21 protein-coding genes and 1 pseudogene are annotated in these 19,212 nt (G+C 34.7%); 21 read left to right on the forward strand and 1 reads right to left on the reverse strand.

The window, feature by feature from the left end; genetic code table 11:
* Positions 1-35 precede the first annotated feature (35 nt).
* From BPMYX0001_RS08500 to BPMYX0001_RS30495, 16 genes and pseudogenes are all read left to right on the forward strand, one after another.
* Positions 36-1,052, forward strand: a complete 1,017-nt coding sequence (locus BPMYX0001_RS08500) for a molybdopterin-synthase adenylyltransferase MoeB (RefSeq protein WP_006094534.1) — start codon at positions 36-38, stop codon at positions 1,050-1,052.
* A 20-nt stretch (positions 1,053-1,072) separates the two neighbouring features.
* Positions 1,073-2,368, forward strand: a complete 1,296-nt coding sequence (locus BPMYX0001_RS08505) for a molybdopterin molybdotransferase MoeA (protein WP_033799641.1) — start codon at positions 1,073-1,075, stop codon at positions 2,366-2,368.
* Between the two features lie 170 nt (positions 2,369-2,538).
* Positions 2,539-3,003: a molybdenum cofactor biosynthesis protein MoaE gene (locus BPMYX0001_RS08510; protein ID WP_006094536.1), complete on the forward strand. Its 465-nt coding sequence runs from the start codon at positions 2,539-2,541 to the stop codon at positions 3,001-3,003.
* A gap of 4 nt (positions 3,004-3,007) precedes the next feature.
* Positions 3,008-3,244, forward strand: a complete 237-nt coding sequence (gene moaD / locus BPMYX0001_RS08515) for a molybdopterin converting factor subunit 1 (RefSeq protein WP_006094537.1) — start codon at positions 3,008-3,010, stop codon at positions 3,242-3,244.
* 50 nt (positions 3,245-3,294) lie between these two features.
* Positions 3,295-4,380 (forward strand): P-loop NTPase, encoded by a 1,086-nt coding sequence (locus BPMYX0001_RS08520; protein WP_006094538.1) that lies wholly within the window; start codon positions 3,295-3,297, stop codon positions 4,378-4,380.
* A gap of 32 nt (positions 4,381-4,412) precedes the next feature.
* The gene (locus BPMYX0001_RS08525; RefSeq protein ID WP_006094539.1) at positions 4,413-4,634 is read left to right on the forward strand and encodes a hypothetical protein; all 222 of its coding nucleotides are present in this window, start codon (positions 4,413-4,415) and stop codon (positions 4,632-4,634) included.
* A 554-nt stretch (positions 4,635-5,188) separates the two neighbouring features.
* Positions 5,189-5,542 carry an ArsR/SmtB family transcription factor gene (locus BPMYX0001_RS08530; protein WP_003196899.1) on the forward strand — a complete coding sequence of 118 codons (354 nt, stop codon included), beginning with the start codon at positions 5,189-5,191 and terminating at the stop codon, positions 5,540-5,542.
* Between the two features lies 1 nt (position 5,543).
* Positions 5,544-5,984, forward strand: coding sequence for a hypothetical protein (locus tag BPMYX0001_RS08535; protein WP_006094540.1), 441 nt, complete (start codon positions 5,544-5,546; stop codon positions 5,982-5,984).
* Positions 5,985-6,121: 137 nt separating this feature from the next.
* Positions 6,122-7,885 carry a SulP family inorganic anion transporter gene (locus BPMYX0001_RS08540; protein WP_006094541.1) on the forward strand — a complete coding sequence of 588 codons (1,764 nt, stop codon included), beginning with the start codon at positions 6,122-6,124 and terminating at the stop codon, positions 7,883-7,885.
* A 43-nt stretch (positions 7,886-7,928) separates the two neighbouring features.
* A complete protein-coding gene (gene dltC / locus BPMYX0001_RS08545; RefSeq protein ID WP_003196905.1) occupies positions 7,929-8,168 on the forward strand; it encodes a D-alanine--poly(phosphoribitol) ligase subunit DltC in 240 nt (79 codons plus the stop codon).
* A gap of 127 nt (positions 8,169-8,295) precedes the next feature.
* Entirely contained in the window at positions 8,296-8,637 is a 342-nt protein-coding gene (locus BPMYX0001_RS08550; RefSeq protein ID WP_006094542.1) for a zinc ribbon domain-containing protein YjdM, read from the forward strand.
* Positions 8,638-8,984: 347 nt separating this feature from the next.
* Entirely contained in the window at positions 8,985-10,337 is a 1,353-nt protein-coding gene (brnQ, locus tag BPMYX0001_RS08555; protein WP_033798823.1) for a branched-chain amino acid transport system II carrier protein, read from the forward strand.
* A 186-nt stretch (positions 10,338-10,523) separates the two neighbouring features.
* The gene (locus tag BPMYX0001_RS08560; RefSeq protein ID WP_003196910.1) at positions 10,524-10,943 is read left to right on the forward strand and encodes a VOC family protein; all 420 of its coding nucleotides are present in this window, start codon (positions 10,524-10,526) and stop codon (positions 10,941-10,943) included.
* A gap of 476 nt (positions 10,944-11,419) precedes the next feature.
* Positions 11,420-13,075, forward strand: a complete 1,656-nt coding sequence (locus BPMYX0001_RS08565) for a copper resistance protein CopC (RefSeq protein ID WP_033799642.1) — start codon at positions 11,420-11,422, stop codon at positions 13,073-13,075.
* A gap of 53 nt (positions 13,076-13,128) precedes the next feature.
* Positions 13,129-13,752: a YcnI family copper-binding membrane protein gene (locus BPMYX0001_RS08570; protein WP_006094546.1), complete on the forward strand. Its 624-nt coding sequence runs from the start codon at positions 13,129-13,131 to the stop codon at positions 13,750-13,752.
* A 15-nt stretch (positions 13,753-13,767) separates the two neighbouring features.
* Positions 13,768-13,947, forward strand: a pseudogene (locus BPMYX0001_RS30495) (integrase core domain-containing protein); the annotation flags it as partial.
* Between the two features lie 220 nt (positions 13,948-14,167).
* Here BPMYX0001_RS30495 and BPMYX0001_RS08575 read toward each other — a convergent pair.
* Positions 14,168-15,079, reverse strand: a complete 912-nt coding sequence (locus BPMYX0001_RS08575) for a DMT family transporter (protein ID WP_018781379.1) — start codon at positions 15,077-15,079, stop codon at positions 14,168-14,170.
* A 97-nt stretch (positions 15,080-15,176) separates the two neighbouring features.
* On the opposite strand from BPMYX0001_RS08575, the gene BPMYX0001_RS08580 reads away from it, so the two are divergent.
* The 5 genes from BPMYX0001_RS08580 to BPMYX0001_RS34495 all read left to right on the forward strand — a co-directional run bounded on the left by BPMYX0001_RS08580 (position 15,177) and on the right by BPMYX0001_RS34495 (position 18,780).
* Positions 15,177-16,046 (forward strand): LysR family transcriptional regulator, encoded by an 870-nt coding sequence (locus BPMYX0001_RS08580; protein WP_003196930.1) that lies wholly within the window; start codon positions 15,177-15,179, stop codon positions 16,044-16,046.
* A 133-nt stretch (positions 16,047-16,179) separates the two neighbouring features.
* Positions 16,180-16,611, forward strand: a complete 432-nt coding sequence (locus BPMYX0001_RS08585; RefSeq protein ID WP_018765415.1) for an Rrf2 family transcriptional regulator — start codon at positions 16,180-16,182, stop codon at positions 16,609-16,611.
* Positions 16,612-16,726: 115 nt separating this feature from the next.
* Positions 16,727-17,377, forward strand: a complete 651-nt coding sequence (locus tag BPMYX0001_RS08590; RefSeq protein ID WP_006094547.1) for a DsbA family oxidoreductase — start codon at positions 16,727-16,729, stop codon at positions 17,375-17,377.
* A gap of 75 nt (positions 17,378-17,452) precedes the next feature.
* Positions 17,453-18,055: a nitroreductase family protein gene (locus BPMYX0001_RS08595; protein ID WP_003196936.1), complete on the forward strand. Its 603-nt coding sequence runs from the start codon at positions 17,453-17,455 to the stop codon at positions 18,053-18,055.
* Positions 18,056-18,651: 596 nt separating this feature from the next.
* On the forward strand, positions 18,652-18,780 hold the full coding sequence (locus tag BPMYX0001_RS34495) for a hypothetical protein (protein ID WP_006094548.1): 129 nt from the start codon (positions 18,652-18,654) through the stop codon (positions 18,778-18,780).
* The last annotated feature ends 432 nt before the right edge of the window (positions 18,781-19,212 follow it).

Genomic DNA, 19,212 nt, shown 5'->3' on the forward strand with positions numbered 1-19,212 from the left:
AATGATGAGTATGTACATGAAAGGAAGGCTATCTAATGATAGAGCGGTATTCACGTCAACAGTTGTTCACTCCTATTGGAAGTAAAGGACAAGAGAAGATTAGAAATAAGCATGTGTTGATTGTGGGGGCAGGTGCATTAGGAAGTGCAAGTGCAGAGGCATTTGTACGTGCAGGTATTGGAAAATTAACGATTATTGATCGTGATTATGTAGAATGGAGTAATTTACAGCGGCAACAGCTTTATGTTGAACAAGATGCGATAGAAAAATTACCAAAAGCAATTGCAGCTCAAAATCGGTTGAAACAAATCAATTCAGAGGTACAGATTAATGCTTTCGTGATGGATGCAAGAATAGAAGATATGGAAGCTTTGTTAGGCGATGTCGATATAATCATTGATGCAACAGATAATTTTGATATTCGATTTGTGATAAATGATCTATCACAAAAATATGATATTCCGTGGATTTATGGTTCTTGTGTCGGGGGGTATGGCATGAGCTATACGATTATTCCAAAGAAAACACCGTGCTTACATTGTGTACTTAAAAGTGTTCCAGTTACAGGAGCGACGTGTGACACAGTTGGAATTATTAGTCCCGCTGTCCAAATAGTGGCAGCATATCAAGTGACAGAAGCATTTAAAATTTTAGTGGAAGATTTCGCAGCAATTAGAAAAACTTTTTTAATGTTTGATATATGGAGTAATCAACATCATTCTATCAAACTAGGAAAAATAAAAGCGGACAATTGTCCTTCGTGCGGACCGCATAGAACTTATCCTTATTTATCTTATGAAAATCAAACAAAGACAGTTGTTTTATGCGGAAGAAATACGATTCAAATTAGACCGATGCATAATAGTTGTTACAACTTTGACCAGTTAGAAAAACAACTAAAAAAACACGGGAAAGTAGATCGAAACCCGTATTTGTTATCTTGCCAACTAGAGGATTATCGTGTGGTCATTTTTCAAGATGGTCGTGTATTTATTCACGGGACAAATGAAATTCAAAAAGCGAAACAAATATACTATCGTTTATTAGGATAACAGAAGGAGTGAGGGGAATGATGGAAAAAAGAATACCGATTGCATTTGGAGAGGCCGTCCATAAAGTAATGGAATTTGCCAATCGTGGTTTAAAAGAACTACTGCCACTTGAACTAGCTTATGGGCGTACATTAGCAGAGGATTTAATAGCTGATCATGATGTTCCTTCCTTCAATCGCTCACCATATGATGGATTTGCTATTAGGGCAGAAGATACTGCCTGGGCAAGTTATGAGAATCCAATTTTGTTCGAAGTAATTGGCGAAATTGGGGCAGGTTCCATATTTCCTCAAGAGGTAGGTCAATTTCAAGCAGTTCGAATCATGACGGGGGCACAAATTCCAAAAGGATGTAATGCAGTTGTGATGCTGGAACTGACCCGTCAATATGAGGATGTCGGTAAAGCCTATATGGAAGTGAAACGCTCATTCAAAAAAGGAGAAAATATTTCCTTTCAAGGTGAAGATACACGTAAAGGGACAATTCTTGCGAAGAGAGGTTCTTACATTAATCCAGGTATTTCAGCTCTCCTTGCTACATTTGGTTACAGCGAAGTGCCAGTTGCAAAAAAGCCTGTAGTTGGAGTATTGGCGACTGGGAGTGAGCTTCTTGATGTAAATGAATTACTACAACCTGGGAAAATTCGAAATAGTAATACGTACATGATATTGTCCCAAATTCGAAGAGCAGGGGGAAGAGTGAAATACTTTGGTAAGTTTAGTGACGATTTTGATACGTGCCACGCAGCCGTAAAAGAAGCGTTAAGTCAAGTGGATATGTTAATCACAACAGGTGGTGTTTCGGTAGGGGATTATGATTATTTGCCAGCTATATACGAAAAATTAGGGGCATCGGTTCTTTTTAACAAAGTTGCAATGCGGCCAGGTAGCGTCACGACCGTAGCACAATTAAATAAAAAACTATTATTTGGGTTATCAGGTAATCCTTCTGCTTGTTATGTAGGCTTTGAGTTATTCGTAAGACCTAGCATTCGTACCTATATGTTTAGTGAAAAGCCACATTTAAAAAAAGAAAAAGCATTACTAGGAGAAGATTTTTTAAAACCTAATCCATTTACAAGGTTTGTACGAGCAAAGCTCAAATATAACGAAGGACAAGTAATCGCCTATCCATCAGGGTTTGATAAGTCTAGTGCGGTTTCTTCATTAGCTGAATCAAATGCTTTTATCGTACTCCCAGGCGGTACAAGAGGATATAAGAAAGGGATGTTCGTAGAGGTTCTCTTATTAGAAGATAATCAAGGCAGTGAATGGCCTTGGATCAATATTATTCCATCCTATAAAGTGAAACTTTAATCAGTGGGGGATGGCCCCCCACTGATTATTAGTTGAACCAATCAGGCTTTTACGGGCAGTTGATCTCCCACCTAACCTTTTTGTTTTCGCTGAGTTTTGAGGTGGAGTCTTACTGCACGCAAATAGCGGGATAAATAATAGAGCTTTAAAACAAGAGGAGGATCATGTTGATGGGACAAGTATTATTTGAAATTGTAGAAACTCCTATTTTAGTCGAAGAAGTAACGAATAAGGTAGCAAGAAGAGAAGCAGGTGCCATTACAACATTTATTGGAACAGTAAGAGAATTGACAAAGGGAAAAAGAACTTTGCATTTAGAGTATGAAGCGTATAAACCAATGGCAATAAAAATGCTTACTCAAATTGGTGAAGAAATTAAGAAGAGTTGGCCGGGTGCAAAGATAGCAATTATACATCGAGTGGGACGACTAGAAATAATGGATATTGCAGTTGTAATTGCAGTGTCGTCGCCGCATCGTAAAGTTGCCTACGAAGCGAATGAATACGCAATTGAACGCATAAAACAAATCGTCCCAATTTGGAAAAAAGAATTTTGGGAAGATGGAACAAAGTGGATTGGAGATCAGCTTGAAAATACGCCGTACCCGGAAGGGGAACCAAAGAAGGAAGAGTGAGAAGATGATTACAATTTTACTGTTCGCAAATTTGCGAGAGGAAGTCGGCTCAGACCAATTAGTAATAATAGAAAAACAAAAGATTAGTGTTCATCAATTAAAAGAATGGCTTAAAGATAGTTATCATTTACAATCGTTGGATAGAGTCATGGTGGCTATCAACGAAGAATTTGTAACTGACGAACATATTGTAAAATCCGGAGATAACGTTGCGTTTATGCCACCTGTAAGTGGAGGATAATGTTGTTTGTACTAAAAATTATCAAATAAAAATGAAAAGGACTGAGATTTATGCTTACTCATGAACAAATTATGAAAGTTCTAAGCCATGTTCAGGATCCAGAGTTGCACAAAAGTATCGTGGAATTAAACATGGTAAGAAATATTCAAATTGACGGCACACATATTTACCTTGAAGTTATTTTAACGATTCAAGGTTGTCCATTAAAGGCAAAAATTCAACAAGATATTGAAGACTCTCTTCGGAACATTGGAGCCTCTAAGGTGTCTTTGACTTTCGGCTCCATGACACCGGAAGAGCGGGCTGCATTAACAGAAACTTTAAAGAAAAATTCTAGAACGGAAACCGGCATGCCTAGTATATTGCGATCAGATTCAGGTGTACGTTTTATTGCTGTGACAAGTGGAAAAGGTGGAGTCGGAAAATCAACTGTGACGATTAACCTTGCTACTGCTTTAGCCCGTATGGGGAAAAAGGTTGGGATTTTAGATGCAGATATATATGGATTCAGTATCCCTGCTATGATGGAAGCTAATCAAAAGCCAATAATGATAGATCAGACAGCGATTCCGGTCGTTAGCCACGACGTTAAAATTATGTCAATGGGATTTTTTACAGAGGGTAATAACCCAGTTATGTGGCGAGGGCCAATGTTAAACAAATGGATTCAAAATTTCATTGCCAATACTCATTGGGGAGAATTAGATTATCTTCTTCTTGATTTGCCTCCTGGCACAGGAGATGTCGCGATTGATGTGGCTGCGATGATTCCTCATGCGAAGGAAATTATAGTTACGACTCCTCATAGTGTAGCTTCGTTTGTTGCTTCCAGAGTAGGGGTAATGGCAAAGCATACAAAACACGATATTTTAGGTATCGTTGAGAATATGGCATATTATGAGGAACAAGATGGTTCAAGGAATTATCTCTTTGGGAAGGGTGGCGGCGAAATGTTAGCAGAACAACTGCAAACAGAAGTGATGGCACAAATACCTTTTGCAAAGCCTGAAGAAAATAAAGGTTCGTCCGTATATGACGAAGATTCGCTTGTTGGAGAGATGTTTACATCTTTAGCTCAAGATCTTATCTACAAATGGAAATTAAATATCAACATAGTAAAAGAACGGAACTTTTAAAAGAGAGGGATATAAGGAGGGATTTTAATAGAATGTGTAATATAGATCATTCTTTTGAAGATGTAATCAATAAACTTGAAACGCAGCAATATTTTTTATCCGAATTTTTGGTTAAAGACTTACATGAATTTCTAAAAAGCAATCATTCACAGAAAATATTAAATGAAATATTTCACCTTTTAAAAAAGTACGACCTAGCAGCTAAAGAAGAACGGGAGAAAAGAAATGAAAAATTAATGTTACTTATAAGTTAATTAATAGAATTTACAGCAGTATTTAACTTGTGTTTTCTTTAGTTAGCTTTTCGGAAAGGGTGAATCTTATGGATATCAAAAAGTAAAAGATAAAAAAATTTTTTACTAAATGAGTTATTATAAAATGCATGAAAAAAGCATGACAGCGAAATGTCATGCTTTTCTTGTTAGGCAACAAATGAGGGTAGAAGAAACGTGGCAAAGTCAAATTTGAATATATACTGTCCTCATTTTAAAACTTCACATCATTAAGGATGCGAGGTTTTTTCGTTTGAAATATTTCACTCAGAGGGAATTATAAATGAGAATAGACGCAATGATTTAAAAGAAAATAATGGATAAATTGTTTGTCTCAATTCCTATCAAACTAATACTAAAAACCTTATCGAATTAAAATAAGGAACTTTGTTCTGGTACAAAAAACAGTTAGGTTTTTAAAGTTTCAAAATTTATATTGAAACTTGTAAGTTTTAGAAGTATCATATACATATTCAAACATTTGAAGATGTATATGATGATTTTTCAAATTAAGGATAAATAACGGAGGCGTTTGAATGGGAAACGAAATGCAACAATTTAAAGCTGATTTTTTTAAAGCCTTATCACATCCTTTGCGAATAGGTATTCTTGAATTATTATCAGAGGGCGAAAAAAGCGTAAATGAAATGCAAACGATTCTTAATAAAGAAGGTTCAGCTGTTTCTCAACAACTTAGTGTACTACGCTCAAAGAACATTGTTGTTGGTACGAAAGATGGAAAACGAGTTTTATATTCCTTGCGAGATCCTATGATTGTGGATTTACTGGTAGTTGCTAAGAAAATTTTTAACAACCATTTAATCGATACAATTTCAATGTTAGAAGAGTTGGATGAAACAGAACGTGAAGTGATGAGTAAGGAGGATTAGATTGAGTATTGAAGTTAAGAAAGAGGATATTATTCAATACGGAATGGAACTATTTCGCTCAATAGGAGCTCATCACGTTTGTAAAGTTTGTATTGAAAGTGGGAATTCTTGTTGTTTTTTATGCGAACATTTGCAAGAAGGAGTAGGATGTCAAAAGAGAAATACAGCTTGCACAGCTTGGCTATGTGGGATGCAATGTTTTTTATTTGATCAAATCGGAATATTGGACGAGTGGAATCGTTTCTGGAATGAAGTTCCAGGACAAATGTTTCGTAGAGATATTACCCCAGATATAGTAAAGGTTACATCGTTTATAGATATGAAAAAATTAAATAATCGAGATGGATTACTTTTAGCAGAAAGGTTAAAATCCTACATGCAAGAAGGTGGAGACATAGGGAAATTAGAACGACATTTAAGCAAAACGTATAGCCAATACTAGGCTGATATTTTCTTGTAACGAGATAAAGAACTCTTGTACAAAAGTATGAAACATACATTTAGGATTCAAATTTATCAAAAGAAAATATTCTTTCAGAAGAAATTAGATTTATTAAAAATAGAAAAGAAGGGTTTGTAATGAAAGGGTTATTTACAGGAAGATTTGAAGGATATTCATTGGGACATTTTCAAAAGGATCTTCTTTCTGGAATGATTGTAGGAGTTGTCGCGATTCCACTTGCAATGTCTTTTGCTATAGCCTCTGGTGTTAAGCCGGAGTATGGGATTTATACAACATGTATTGCCGGGATACTCATTTCGCTATTTGGTGGTTCAAAGTATCAAATAGGAGGACCTACAGGTGCTTTTGTTCCTATTCTTTTAGGGATTGTTATTACCTATGGGTATGAAGATTTACTACTTGCTGGTTTATTAGCTGGAATTATCTTATGTCTTATGGGGATTTTTAAGCTAGGATCTTTAATTAAGTTTATTCCGCGTCCTGTAACAATTGGCTTTACGTCAGGTATTGCCGTCATTATCTTTACAGGACAAATTTCCAGTTTCTTAGGTTTAACGGGTATCAAAAAACATGAAGAATTTATAGCGAACTTAAAAGAAATCTTTACTCATATTGATACTACTAATTTTTACAGTGTTTTAACTGCCTTGATTTGTTTGTTCACTATACTTATAACACCAAAAATTTTTCCAAAAGTACCAGGTTCATTAGTAGGGATTATAGTTTCAACTGTAATTGCAATTATATTTTTCTCAGGGCATATACCTACTATTGGCACAGCATATGGTACGATTCCAAATACACTTCCTCATTTTGGTATACCAGAAGTTACATTAGAACGGATACAACAGTTAATTGGTCCAGCATTTGTTATTGCAATGCTGGGTGGTATTGAATCCCTTTTATCTGCTGTCGTAGCAGATGGTATGACAAATAGTAAACACAACAGTAATAAAGAACTGTTTGGTCAGGGTATTGCTAATATTGTTACACCATTATTTGGAGGGATTCCTGCAACTGGAGCGATTGCTCGCACAGCAACCAATATCAAAAGTGGAGCCATATCTCCGATGTCAGGTGTGATTCATGGGGGATTTGTGTTATTTACGCTTCTATTGTTAGCTCCATATGCTTCGCATATTCCTCTTGCTAGTATGGCTCCCATTTTAATGGTAGTAGCTTGGAATATGAGTGAGCAAAAACACTTTGTTCACATACTGAAAATGAAGACAGGGGATTCCCTTGTATTACTTGTAACTTTTTTACTCACTGTATTTACTAGTTTGACAACTGCTGTGGAAATCGGTCTTATTTTAGCTATTATTTTGTTTACAAAACGTATGAGCAATATGCTCGTTATATCTAAAGTGCTTCCTGATCACACAAAAAAGAACGAAAAATTGTTACCACATGTGGTAAGTAAAGCTCATGATTGTCCGCAAATTAGTATTTATACAATAGAAGGTCCGTTATTTTTTGGTGCTGCTCAGACGTTTGAACAAAACATTTTAGCAACCATTCATTATAAACCTAAAGTTTTAATTTTACGTATGGGAAAAGTTCCTTTTATTGATACAACAGGAGAATCATACTTTGGGAATATTGTCCAGCATTTTAAAAAACAAGGTGGCGTACTTCTCATTTCGGGAGTTCAATCAGAGTTAAAAACAACTCTAGACAAGAATGGATTATACGCTGAGATTGGAGAAGAAAACTTTTTTGATCATACAGGAGAAGCGATTAACTACGCTCTAGAGCATTTAAATACGAAAAAATGTATAGAGTGTAAGCATTTCGCTTTTCGTGAATGTACCGGGCTTTCTCAGCAATCCCAGGAAGGGAATACAATAAATAATAAGGCTAATGCACTAGATTTTTAAGAAGAAATGTATTATAAATCATGGATATAAAGGAGAATAAATAATGTCTGAATTTCAAGATCAAGTATTAAACATTTTAGAAGAAGTATGTGAAAATGATATCGTAAAAGATAACCCAGATGTGCAATTATTTGAAGAAGGGATTTTAGATTCTTTTGGTACGGTATCTTTATTAGTAGAATTTCAAGAACGTTTAAACATTGAAGTGTCTATCTCTGATTTTGATCGCGATGAATGGGCGACACCAAACATGATTATTAAGAAATTGAAAGAAATTCGATAAAAATAGAAGTTTGAGAAATGGATAAGAAACAGTTTAACTTCGTAATTGTTTTTCTTATGAAGTCGTAAAAAGGAAATTGAAAATAATTCATATATATTAGAATGATAACAAGTGGAGGAAATAAAATATGTCTAATTTACCAAATTGTCCTAAATGTAATTCGGAATACACTTATGAAGATGGGAATCTTTTCGTATGCCCAGAATGTGCTCATGAGTGGACTTTAGAATCAGAAACTGAAAATAGTGAAGATACAAAGGTAATCAAAGATGCAAATGGAAATGTACTAAACGATGGTGATTCTGTAACAGTCATCAAAGATCTTAAAGTAAAAGGAACTTCATCAGTTATAAAAATCGGTACAAAAGTAAAGAGTATCCGCTTAGTTGATGCAGATCATGATATTGATTGTAAAATTGATGGTTTTGGAGCAATGAAATTAAAATCTGAATTTGTTAAAAAGATATAAATGTTGCTTTATAATAAAAGATAAAAAATCTTTATTACTTGGAAAACATGTTGATTTCGCTATTTATTAGTAAAGAACTGTTTATATAACGATAGAGGGAAGGTGTTGTGATGATACGCAACACCTTCTTAAATATTGATGCGGAATTATATAATAACAGGAAAATTGAGTCTCTATTAATATTTGTATATCTAAAAAAAAAGAAAAGTTAGAAAATAGTATTGCAATATATTATCCTTGGGACTATAATAAATGAAAAGAATACCTAACTTTTAAGTTAAATATTCAGAATCTTCAATTAGTTAAATTTGGAAATGAGATACGTTATTTTTAATGGAGGTTTTATGATGACGAACAAAGTACCATTTTCGTTCATAGTAGTTATTGGATTAATGTTGTTTGCTCTCTTTTTTGGGGCAGGAAATTTAATTTTCCCTGCGATGCTTGGACAATCGGCAGGAACGAATGTTTGGTCAGCGAATGCAGGATTTTTAGTGACTGGAGTTGGACTACCGTTACTTGGTGTATTAGCATTTGGAATTTCAGGTAAAGAGGATTTACAATCGCTGGCAAGTCGTGTTCATCCTGTTTTCGGAGTTGTGTTTACAACAGTTTTGTATTTAGCAATTGGTCCTTTGTTTGCTATACCGAGAACGGGTAATGTTTCCTTTGAAATTGGTGTTAAACCTTTTGTACCAGAAAGTTTAGGTTCTATGCCTTTAATCATTTTTACAATTATATTCTTTAGCATTACATGTTTTTTTTCGCTCAATCCTGCGAAAATTGTCGATATTGTTGGGAAAATCTTGACGCCAATCAAATTAACGTTCATTGGAATTTTAGTAATTGTTGCTTTTATTCACCCAATAGGGGATATGCAAGCACCTGTTGAAAATTATACATCTCACGCATTCTTTAAAGGTTTTCAAGAAGGATACTTAACAATGGACACGCTTGCATCTTTCGTATTTGGCATTATTATCATTAATGCTATTAAAGAAAAAGGTGCGAAGACGAAAAAACAAATTATGGTTGTTTGTGCAAAAGCAACAATTATTGCAGCAACGACATTAGCGATTATTTATACAGCGCTTTCTTATATGGGAGCTTCAAGCGTAGCGAAGCTTGGACATTTAGATAATGGAGGAGCAGTGTTAGCGAAGGTTTCAAATTACTACTTTGGTTCATATGGCGGAATACTGTTAGGATTAATGATTACAGTAGCTTGTTTAACGACTAGTGTAGGGCTTGTCTCAGCATGTTCTTCATTTTTCCATAAATTATTTCCAAAGGTATCTTACAAAAAAATCGCGATTATGTTATCTGTGTTTAGTGCAATTGTTGCGAATGTAGGATTAACACAATTAATTGCTATTTCTGTTCCTGTATTAACAGCTATATATCCATTAGCAATTGTATTAATCTTCTTAACGTTTTTACATCCATTATTTAAAGGGAGATCAGAAGTTTATCAAGCAAGCTTACTTGTAACATTTATTATAAGTTTATTTGATGGACTTGGTGTAGCTGGAGTAAATATTCAAGTAGTTAATCAGCTGTTCACTCAAATTCTTCCGATGCATGAAGTAGGGCTCGGATGGATTTTCCCAGCTATTATTGGTGGACTTATTGGATATGGGATTAGTTATTTACGAATGAAAGGTGAAATTCATTCTAACGTAGCGAGAGTAAATAAGTAGTTATATGTACCAAAAAAAGTTATAGAATTCGTTTCTATAACTTTTTTATTATTATAGGAGATGAATAGCGAGAGTTTTTATAATAATTTAGATGTATAATAAATATAGAGATCTGGATCATTCATAGATGGCAATTTGATTAGATGTCTTTTATAAAAGAAGTAAAATGAAGCTAGGAGAAACGAAATGAATAAAAAAATTGATCATATTGGTATTGCTGTTCGTGATATAGATAGTAGTATACGTTTTTATGAAAAAGTCTTATCAGGAACATTAATAGATCGTTACATAAGTGAAGCGATAGGTGTTGAGAGTGAAGTGGCTATTCTTGAAGTGAACGGAGATAGAATTGAGTTACTTGCGCCGACGAATAATACAACTTCGCCAATTGCTAGGTTTATAAAGCAAAAAGGAAAAGGTGTACATCACATTGCTTATCGTGTAGATAATTTGGATCAAGCTTTAGAAGAATTAAAACAACAAGGAATTCGAACGTTGGAGCATACACTCCGTATAAACAAGCATGGTAGAAGATTAATTTACCTCAATCCAGCAGATACGGAGGGGACAATTATCGAATATTGTGATTACCCAGAGGAACAATAATTTGTATATGAAGTGTGATAAAAGGTGTCGCGGCAGCAAGTTTAGAAGCCTGGACAATCGCGACAACACTTATTGCAGTAACGCATCGATTAGATAGAGTAGGTTGTATAATATTGATTAAAAAACAAAAAGGTGTTATGCATTGGCGTAATACCTTTTTTGTGAGGAATTACGCTGTATGAAAGTGGATTTCACACTTTCTTCACAAATGATTCATTGTTTCTTTTCGTTTTTAAAAACTTTTATTTATATATTATGTGTTATAATCGTAACTAACTTTCTAAAGATAAGTTATGTTTGTATAAATAGTAGCTTTATAAGTGTAAGTTAAAGGTGGTGTGTGAACAGTTCATAATGAGAATTTATATTTTATTATTTGATATTTAATGAGGTTAATTTCTAAAAAAAGAGAGTAAAAATAGTGGTACTTTATTAACTTCCAAGTGAAATATAGTGATGCAAAAGAAAGAAGTGAAATGAATGTGAGTGTATTAAGAAAACTAGGAATCTGGATGGTAATGGTATGTGTGTTACTGATACTGGCACCGAGCGCGGCTTCCGCTCATGCTTATATTGTTAAATCAAATCCTGCAGAAAATGAAACATTAGAAAAAGCACCTTCCGTTGTAAGGATTGAATTTGATGAAATGCTTCAATCCTCACACTTTAATACAGTATTCGTAAGGGATGCTTCAGGGAAACGAGTAGATTTAAAAAATGCTCATATTGATAAAAAGAATCCCAAATTATTAGAAGCTGGAGTGGAACAAAATATACCAAATGGTACGTATTCCATTCAGTGGAAAGCTATTTCTGCTGATGGGCATCCCATTCAAGGGGTCATTCCGTTCCGTATTGGAACAGAGGGAAAGGGAACGAGTGATATACAAGCCGAAGAAATTGGTTATGTCCCGCAGTTGGATATGTTGATAGAAAGAGGGATTTTATATACAAGTTTTTCTCTCTATATAGGTGTTCTATTTTTTAATCTTATTATATATAAGGGGAATTCGAGTAAAGTGCAATCAAGAGGTAATAAACTAATTTGGATTTCGTTGTTTGGCATATTCATTAGTTTACTATTTAGCCTCCCTTTACAAGCAAAGATAAATGCTGATGTTACGTGGATAGATGCATTCCAGCCTTCATTACTAAAAGAAACATTGCAACTATCTGTTTTTGGATATATATGGACGGCTCAGATGGTACTCGTAATAACACTGATTGCTGTTACATATGTTGCTTTAAAACGAGAAAAGCCTTCATCGTTAAAAGTATGGACAATTCCGATCTTATTTTTTATTGGGTTACTTATTATGAAAGCAATGAATAGTCATGCATATGGTCTAAAGTATAAAGAAATTGCTGTAACTATGGATTTTTTACATTTACTTGCAGCTTCATTATGGATTGGAGGACTATCGGCAATTGTTCTTCTTTTACCTAAAGACCATGAGAATGGGAAATGGACGATGTATTGGGATGCCATTAAACGTTTTTCACTATGGGCAATATGTGCGGTCATTCTTCTTTTTATAACCGGTCTTTTTAATACGACATTCTTTATTCCAACGATTCATTCATTATTTGATACAAGTTATGGATTAGCATTGTTAATGAAATTTATTTTATTTATTGGTATGGGGATATTGGGACTTATTCATTATGTGAAGGGAAGGATGAGAGGGCAGAAAAGATTGGGGGCTACGGTGAAAGTCGAGTTTGGTATAGGGATAGCTCTTTTTATAATAGTAGCTTTTTTAACAAATGTACAAACGCCACCAATGCCGCCAACTGGGCCTTTTATAGGGAGCCAAAAACTTGATAATGGATATGAGCTTACTTTACATGTAAGCCCAAATAAGGTAGGGATGAATTCGTTTCGTATTGATATAAAGGATACAAATGGACAGCTTGTTACTAATATGGAGCAAATCGTATTGACAACGAAATCTTTAGACATGGATATGGGAAAAGGCACGTTTAGAGTTTCTTCAGTTTCATCAGGGTCGTATCAAGCAGAAGGAATGTATATTAATATGACAGGGAAATGGAACATACATGTTCATGGGTTAACAAAAGAACTTGATAGCTTTGATACAGATTTTCAATTTATGGTAGGTGGTCGGTAAAGCGAAGCTTACGAACCGCTACTTATAGATAATCAAAAAGAAGTCATAGGGAAATGAAACGTATAAAAAAATTAGGAACAACAATGATGGCAACAGTAATTGCAATGGGACTTTTCTCGTTACCTGTTAGTGCACATGTAACGGTGAAACCGGCTAATTCTGGAGTGGATTCTTGGGAAACGTATACAATAAAGGTACCTGTTGAGAAGGATATAGCAACAACCAAAATTACCCTTAAAATCCCAGAGGGAGTTGAGTTCCAGCGGTATGAACCTGTACCAGGATGGAAAGTCAATGAACAAAAAGATACATCTGGGAAGGTTAAATCTGTTATATGGGAAGCGACTGGAGAAGGTATTTTACCGGGGCAATTTCAGCAATTTACTTTTGTTGCGAAAAATCCAGATAAAGAGCAAAAAGTGGCTTGGGATGCATATCAACAGTATAAGGATGGAGATATTGCAGAGTGGACAGGTGATGAGAAAGCAGATAAACCGCACTCACTTACTACCATTACAAAAGGTACAACACTAACAGGGGAACATGGAGAATTAAAAGCACCTGATGCGAAAGAGAAAGAAAGTACAAGCCTACAAACAATCGCGATTATTTTATCCATTCTTTCTATTATCGTTTCAATAGGTGCATGTATATTTGTATCCAGTTGTAAAAAGTAATTGTCTAGATAGTGCCCAATGGAATCCTTTTTCGGTCATATGAAAGATGAATTAGACTACAAGTGTTGTCAAACATTCCAATCTCTTCAACTGGTAATCGAGAAGTATATGCAAGATTATAATTATGATCGTTATCAATGGACACTCAAAAAGATGGTTCCGGTACAATACCGGAACCATCTGTTAAGTGCCTAATTTTTAAAGGTCTTTTTATTAAACTGTCCATTTTATAGGGTACAGTTCATAGGCTCTTTCTTTTTTATCCCGCATTAACGGACAGTAACACTCTCCCCTCAAAATTCAGCGAAAGCAAAGAAGTTAGGTGGGAGATGAACTGTCCGTAAAAGCCCGATTGGTGAGGGGTAATAATCAGTGGGGGATGGAGAAAACCCCCACTGATTAAAGTTTCACTTTATTAACATTTTTTGGGTTCAATAGACTGTTTCATGATGAGCGATTTCGGTTTTATATTTACAAAGCAAATGCTTACGACAATAAATAGAAGTCCAACAAATAAGCTAATTGTAATCGCCTCATGTAGGAAAATAGAACTTATAATAATTGCGATAAGTGGAATAAGAAATGTATAGGCACCAACTTTACTTGCTTCTCCAGCTCCGACAAGTGTAAAGTAAGCGAGCCAGCCCATTGCGATAACAAAGATTGAGATGAATAGTAGTACGATTACAAATGGTATGCTCCAAGCGATGCTGGACCAGCTTTCAAATTCTGAACCGAAGCCAATTAAGCAAAATCCACCGATAATAAGTTGAAGTGTCACCATCCAAATTGCGTTTACACGGTTTCCAGTTTTTTTGATAAACACTGTACCAAGCGCCCATCCAATTGCACATCCTAAAGCAAGTAAGATGCCGATGACAGAAATATGTCCAGTTAAGCTACTAGAGCTAATAACAGCAACGCCCGCAAATCCAAGAATAAGACCAAAAATTTTCAAGCCATACATTGCTTCTTCCAGCCAAATCCAAGAGAAAATTCCAAGTAAGACAGGCTGAAGAAATACAATAGCGGAAAAGAGTCCAGCGGGCATATACTGAAGCCCTACAGTTTGTAGTCCGTAAAATAAAATAATGTTGAGTAGAGCTGAAATAAAGTATAAATGCCAAGTTTCTTTTAGATGTAACTGTTTGTATTTTGGCAATGCAAAAATAAGTAGAATGAATCCTCCAATTATTGTTCTAATTCCTGCAAACAATACGGGCGGTGTATAATGCAGAGCGAATTTAGATAAAGGCCAATTAATCCCCCACATAAGAACGAGAAATGAAAGGATTATGACCGTTTTTGTTCGTGAAAGCTGTGTCACGATAATACCTCCTTGTTGTATATCATTTCACTATGATATGATATTGAACACGATAAATAAAATGAATCTTTTTTATAAGGAGTATAAGTAATTTGTTATGACCATTACACAACTTCAAGTTTTTATAAAAGTAGTTGAACTAGGAAGTTTTACGAAGGCAGCTCGAGTTTTAAATATGACACAACCAGCTGTGAGCCATGCTATTTCTAGTGTTGAATCGGAACTCGGTGTAACGCTTATTATACGCGATAAAAGGAAAGGTCTAATTCTGACTGATGTAGGAAATCGGATTCTTGTTCATTTTCGAGAAATTTTAAATGGCGTTGAGAAAGTAGAACAAGAGGTTGCGATGGAGAAAGGGCATGAAGTCGGGACGATTCGAATCGGAAGCTTTCCAAGTGCATCAGCATATTTCTTGCCTAGAATGATTAATATCTTTCGTGAAAAATATCCGAATTTAGAGCTAGTTCTCCATGAAGGAACACTGAAAGAAGTAGAAGAGTGGCTATTATCACGTGTAATTGATGTCGGAATTGTTATTTTGCCCAATAAAGAAATGGAGATTGTACCGTTAACGAGGGGGAAAATGGTTGTTGTCCTGCATAATGATCATCCTCTTTGTGAGAAAGAAGCTATTACAATAAATGATTTAGAGGGTGAACCAATTATTTTATTTAAGGGAGGATACGAACCACCAATTATTGATATGTTTAAACAAGCAGGTGTACCACTTCGAGTTGAGTATGCGGTGTCTACCGTTACAACATCTTTAAATATGATTCAAGAGGGGTTAGGTTTAGCGATATTAGCTGAATTATCTTTAACGAATTTACCTCCAAATGTCAAAACGAAAGAATTAGCACCTCAAGTATGGAGGGAAATTGCTTTAGCTGTTCCTTCATTAAGGGAATCTTCACTAGCTGTTCAACTATTTATTGAAGAGTTCCAAGGGCTATTCGCAGAATGATAAAGAGCGTCTCATATATGATAATGAGATGCTTATTTGTTTTTAACTATAATAATGTCCAAAAAAATCTATAAAAAGGATTGACTTATTTTTTTGTTGTAACTATAATGATTACATCGAGGTGGTGATCATGATGAAAATTAGTAGCCGCTTTTCTATAGCTGTTCATATTTTATCTATTTTGAAAAACAATTCATCTTCTATTTGTACTTCAGAATTTATCGCTGAGAGTGTAAATACAAATCCGGTTGTAATTCGAAAAATAATGTCTGACTTAAAACGGGCTGAGTTTGTTTATGTAAATCGAGGGCCAGGTGGAGCTGAACTATTAAAGGATTTAAATGAGATTACATTATTAGATGTGTATCATGCAGTAAATGTAGTTGAGGCAGATAAGTTATTTCATATTCATGAACAACCCAATCCAGATTGTCCAATTGGAGCAAATATTCAAGCTGTATTAGAAGTGGTTTTGGTTCAAGCGCAATCTGCAATGGAAGAAGTTTTAAAAAATATCACGATGGAGAATTTGTTTGAATCGTTACAAGAGAAAATAAATGCTTGAAATAAGGATTGAAACATGCCAAGTTCTATAAAAAAGAGAGTGCATATTTTTTTTATATAAATGTAACCACTTTGGTTACAACTAATGACAATTAATGAAGGTAAGGTGTAATTATATGACTGTAAAAATGAAAGTGTACTCTGATTTTATTTGTCCATTTTGTTTTTTGGCAAAGGGCCCATTGGATGAAGTAGCTAAGGAAAAAGATGTAGAAATTGAATGGATGCCATTCGAATTACGTCCAAGTCCATATGCAAAAATTGATCCATGGCAAGAACCAGATAAATTAAGTTCTTGGGATTCGTTTATTCTTCCTACTGCGAAAAAGTTAGGAGTTGAGATGAGTTTACCACGTGTTTCACCTCATCCATATACACACTTTGCGTTTGAAGGATATCAATTTGCGAAGGAACATGGTTTGGAAAATGCTTTTCATCATCGAGTGTTTACAGCATTTTTCCAGGAAGAACAAAATATTGAAGAGATAGATGTACTAACAAAGTTAGCAGGTGAAGTAGGGCTTCCTGAAGCTGAATTTAAAGAAGCTTTAATAACTCGTAAATATAAAGAGAAACATCAAAAAGCAATCCAACACGCATATGATGAAGCAAATATTCTGGCTGTTCCAACGGTAATGATTGGAGACGAAGTAATTCAAGGTCTTGCTAGTAAGGAAATGCTAGAAAGAGTAATTGATAAAGAAATACAAAAGGGAAAAACAAATTCATTTGATGGAATGCAATGTACAACTGATGGATATTGCTAATACTTGTCTTCAATTGAAGAATCAAATCTATTTGTTTAAATAAATTATACAACTTATATACTTGGAGGAATTAACATGTCAGTAACTAGAACAAATTTAAAAGATGCAATCGTGAACCGTCGTTCAATCCGTAAAGTAACAAAAAATGCTACGATTACAAAAGAAAGAATTCAAGATGTTTTAAAAACAGCTTTACACGCACCATCATCTTTCAACATGCAAAGTGGTCGTATGGTTGTATTAATGGATGCAGAGCATGAAAAGTTCTGGGATATTGTAAAAGAAACACTTAGAGCGCGTGTGCCAGCAGAAAATTTTGAAGCAACTGTTGAAAGACTAAAAGGTTTCCATGATGGAGTGGGGACAGTATTATTCTTTGAAAATCAAGCAACTGTAAAACAAATGCAAGAAAATGCACCTTTATATAAGGAGCAGTTCCCATATTGGTCTCACCAAGGGAGTGCAATGTTACAATATGCTGTTTGGATGTCATTATCTGCAGAGGGAATCGGAGCATCATTACAACACTACAATCCAATTGTAGATGCTGAAGTGAAAGAAACATGGGATATTCCAGCAGAATGGAGCTTAGTAGCACAAATGCCATTTGGTGAGCCAAATGAACAACCAGGAGAAAGAACGTTCTTACCTACTGAAGATGTAGTGAAATTTTATTAAAATGTACGACTGAAAGTATAAATATATATAGCAGAAAAAGAAGCTGTTTTGACAAATAGCTTCTTTTTTTATGTAAATGATTTTAAGGATTAATTGAAAAATATAAATAAAGTTGTTTAATCTTTTATGGGAAATTTGGTTTTAAAACCGAAGGCATTCTAAAAAATGACAAATACCGTTCTGCCGACCAATACTATAACACCGTTGATGTGGGAGGATTTCATGTGTGATGTCTTGTGCACAGTCTGTATTTTACTGCGCAATAAAAGAATGAAACAACTTTATTGTAAATTAAACGACTTTATTTGTAATTAAAAACCTTTATCCCGCATTAGCGGGCAGTAAGACCCCCACCTCAAAATTTGGCAAAAGCAAAGAAGTTAGGTGGGGATGAACTGCCCGTAAAAGCCCGATTGGTTCAACTAATAATCAGTGGGGGATGAAGAAAAACCCCACTGATTAAAGTTTCACTTTATTGTTCAGGTACACTAATACTTAATTTGTTATGGTATGAGTATGAACTCTTCGTTTAGGGAAGAACTATAATAAATAATATTTGCTCGATTCAATGAAAGTTTATAAAAGGATGTGTAATTATGAATAAAGAGAAGAAATATACAGTTGTAGGCACAGATATTTATGAAGTGAAACGTTTAAATAAAAATTCTGGGTTAACGTATAATCAAGTAAAGGAGTTACTAGCAAAGCGGATGAAGCGGAAATAAGGAAATAAAATAGTAGTCAGGAATCATACGTTTATCTCGCTATTTGCGGGCAGTAATCCCCCCTCAAAATTCAGTGCAAGAAAAGAAGTTAGGTGGCAGATGAAGCCCCCGCTGATGGAAGTTTCTAGTTATGGCTTATTTGTTTCTGTATTTTGAATAAAAACTCTTAAAATATCAGAAAATGATAGAATTATTTTGAATAGGTTATGTATATCAGTAGTTATCCAAAAAATGAAAAAGACTAAGATTGTGTGTTGTGATGTATATACTAATATAGTTTTACGCTTTGATATGGAATAAGAAAATAAGACAATTAAAAAGAAAAAGAGGACACTTTCAAATTAGTGAGAAAGATTGTCTTTAGAAGTTCATAAAATGTCTTAATATAGTAACAAATAAACGGTTAGTACTTTCATGAATATATGGAATTTC

This window comes from Bacillus pseudomycoides DSM 12442, from assembly GCF_000161455.1.
Taxonomy (GTDB): Bacteria; Bacillota; Bacilli; order Bacillales; family Bacillaceae_G; genus Bacillus_A; species Bacillus_A pseudomycoides.

What these genes read in the sequence shown, in the direction of transcription:
- BPMYX0001_RS08500 (WP_006094534.1), top strand. Translation starts at nt 36, where the DNA reads ATGATAGAGCGGTATTCACGTCAACAGTTGTTCACTCCTATTGGAAGT.
- BPMYX0001_RS08505 (WP_033799641.1), top strand. Translation starts at nt 1,073, where the DNA reads ATGGAAAAAAGAATACCGATTGCATTTGGAGAGGCCGTCCATAAAGTA.
- BPMYX0001_RS08510 (WP_006094536.1), top strand. Translation starts at nt 2,539, where the DNA reads ATGGGACAAGTATTATTTGAAATTGTAGAAACTCCTATTTTAGTCGAA.
- moaD (WP_006094537.1), top strand. Translation starts at nt 3,008, where the DNA reads ATGATTACAATTTTACTGTTCGCAAATTTGCGAGAGGAAGTCGGCTCA.
- BPMYX0001_RS08520 (WP_006094538.1), top strand. Translation starts at nt 3,295, where the DNA reads ATGCTTACTCATGAACAAATTATGAAAGTTCTAAGCCATGTTCAGGAT.
- BPMYX0001_RS08525 (WP_006094539.1), top strand. Translation starts at nt 4,413, where the DNA reads ATGTGTAATATAGATCATTCTTTTGAAGATGTAATCAATAAACTTGAA.
- BPMYX0001_RS08530 (WP_003196899.1), top strand. Translation starts at nt 5,189, where the DNA reads ATGGGAAACGAAATGCAACAATTTAAAGCTGATTTTTTTAAAGCCTTA.
- BPMYX0001_RS08540 (WP_006094541.1), top strand. Translation starts at nt 6,122, where the DNA reads ATGAAAGGGTTATTTACAGGAAGATTTGAAGGATATTCATTGGGACAT.
- dltC (WP_003196905.1), top strand. Translation starts at nt 7,929, where the DNA reads ATGTCTGAATTTCAAGATCAAGTATTAAACATTTTAGAAGAAGTATGT.
- BPMYX0001_RS08550 (WP_006094542.1), top strand. Translation starts at nt 8,296, where the DNA reads ATGTCTAATTTACCAAATTGTCCTAAATGTAATTCGGAATACACTTAT.
- brnQ (WP_033798823.1), top strand. Translation starts at nt 8,985, where the DNA reads ATGACGAACAAAGTACCATTTTCGTTCATAGTAGTTATTGGATTAATG.
- BPMYX0001_RS08560 (WP_003196910.1), top strand. Translation starts at nt 10,524, where the DNA reads ATGAATAAAAAAATTGATCATATTGGTATTGCTGTTCGTGATATAGAT.
- BPMYX0001_RS08565 (WP_033799642.1), top strand. Translation starts at nt 11,420, where the DNA reads ATGAATGTGAGTGTATTAAGAAAACTAGGAATCTGGATGGTAATGGTA.
- BPMYX0001_RS08570 (WP_006094546.1), top strand. Translation starts at nt 13,129, where the DNA reads ATGAAACGTATAAAAAAATTAGGAACAACAATGATGGCAACAGTAATT.
- BPMYX0001_RS08580 (WP_003196930.1), top strand. Translation starts at nt 15,177, where the DNA reads ATGACCATTACACAACTTCAAGTTTTTATAAAAGTAGTTGAACTAGGA.
- BPMYX0001_RS08585 (WP_018765415.1), top strand. Translation starts at nt 16,180, where the DNA reads ATGAAAATTAGTAGCCGCTTTTCTATAGCTGTTCATATTTTATCTATT.
- BPMYX0001_RS08590 (WP_006094547.1), top strand. Translation starts at nt 16,727, where the DNA reads ATGACTGTAAAAATGAAAGTGTACTCTGATTTTATTTGTCCATTTTGT.
- BPMYX0001_RS08595 (WP_003196936.1), top strand. Translation starts at nt 17,453, where the DNA reads ATGTCAGTAACTAGAACAAATTTAAAAGATGCAATCGTGAACCGTCGT.
- BPMYX0001_RS34495 (WP_006094548.1), top strand. Translation starts at nt 18,652, where the DNA reads ATGAATAAAGAGAAGAAATATACAGTTGTAGGCACAGATATTTATGAA.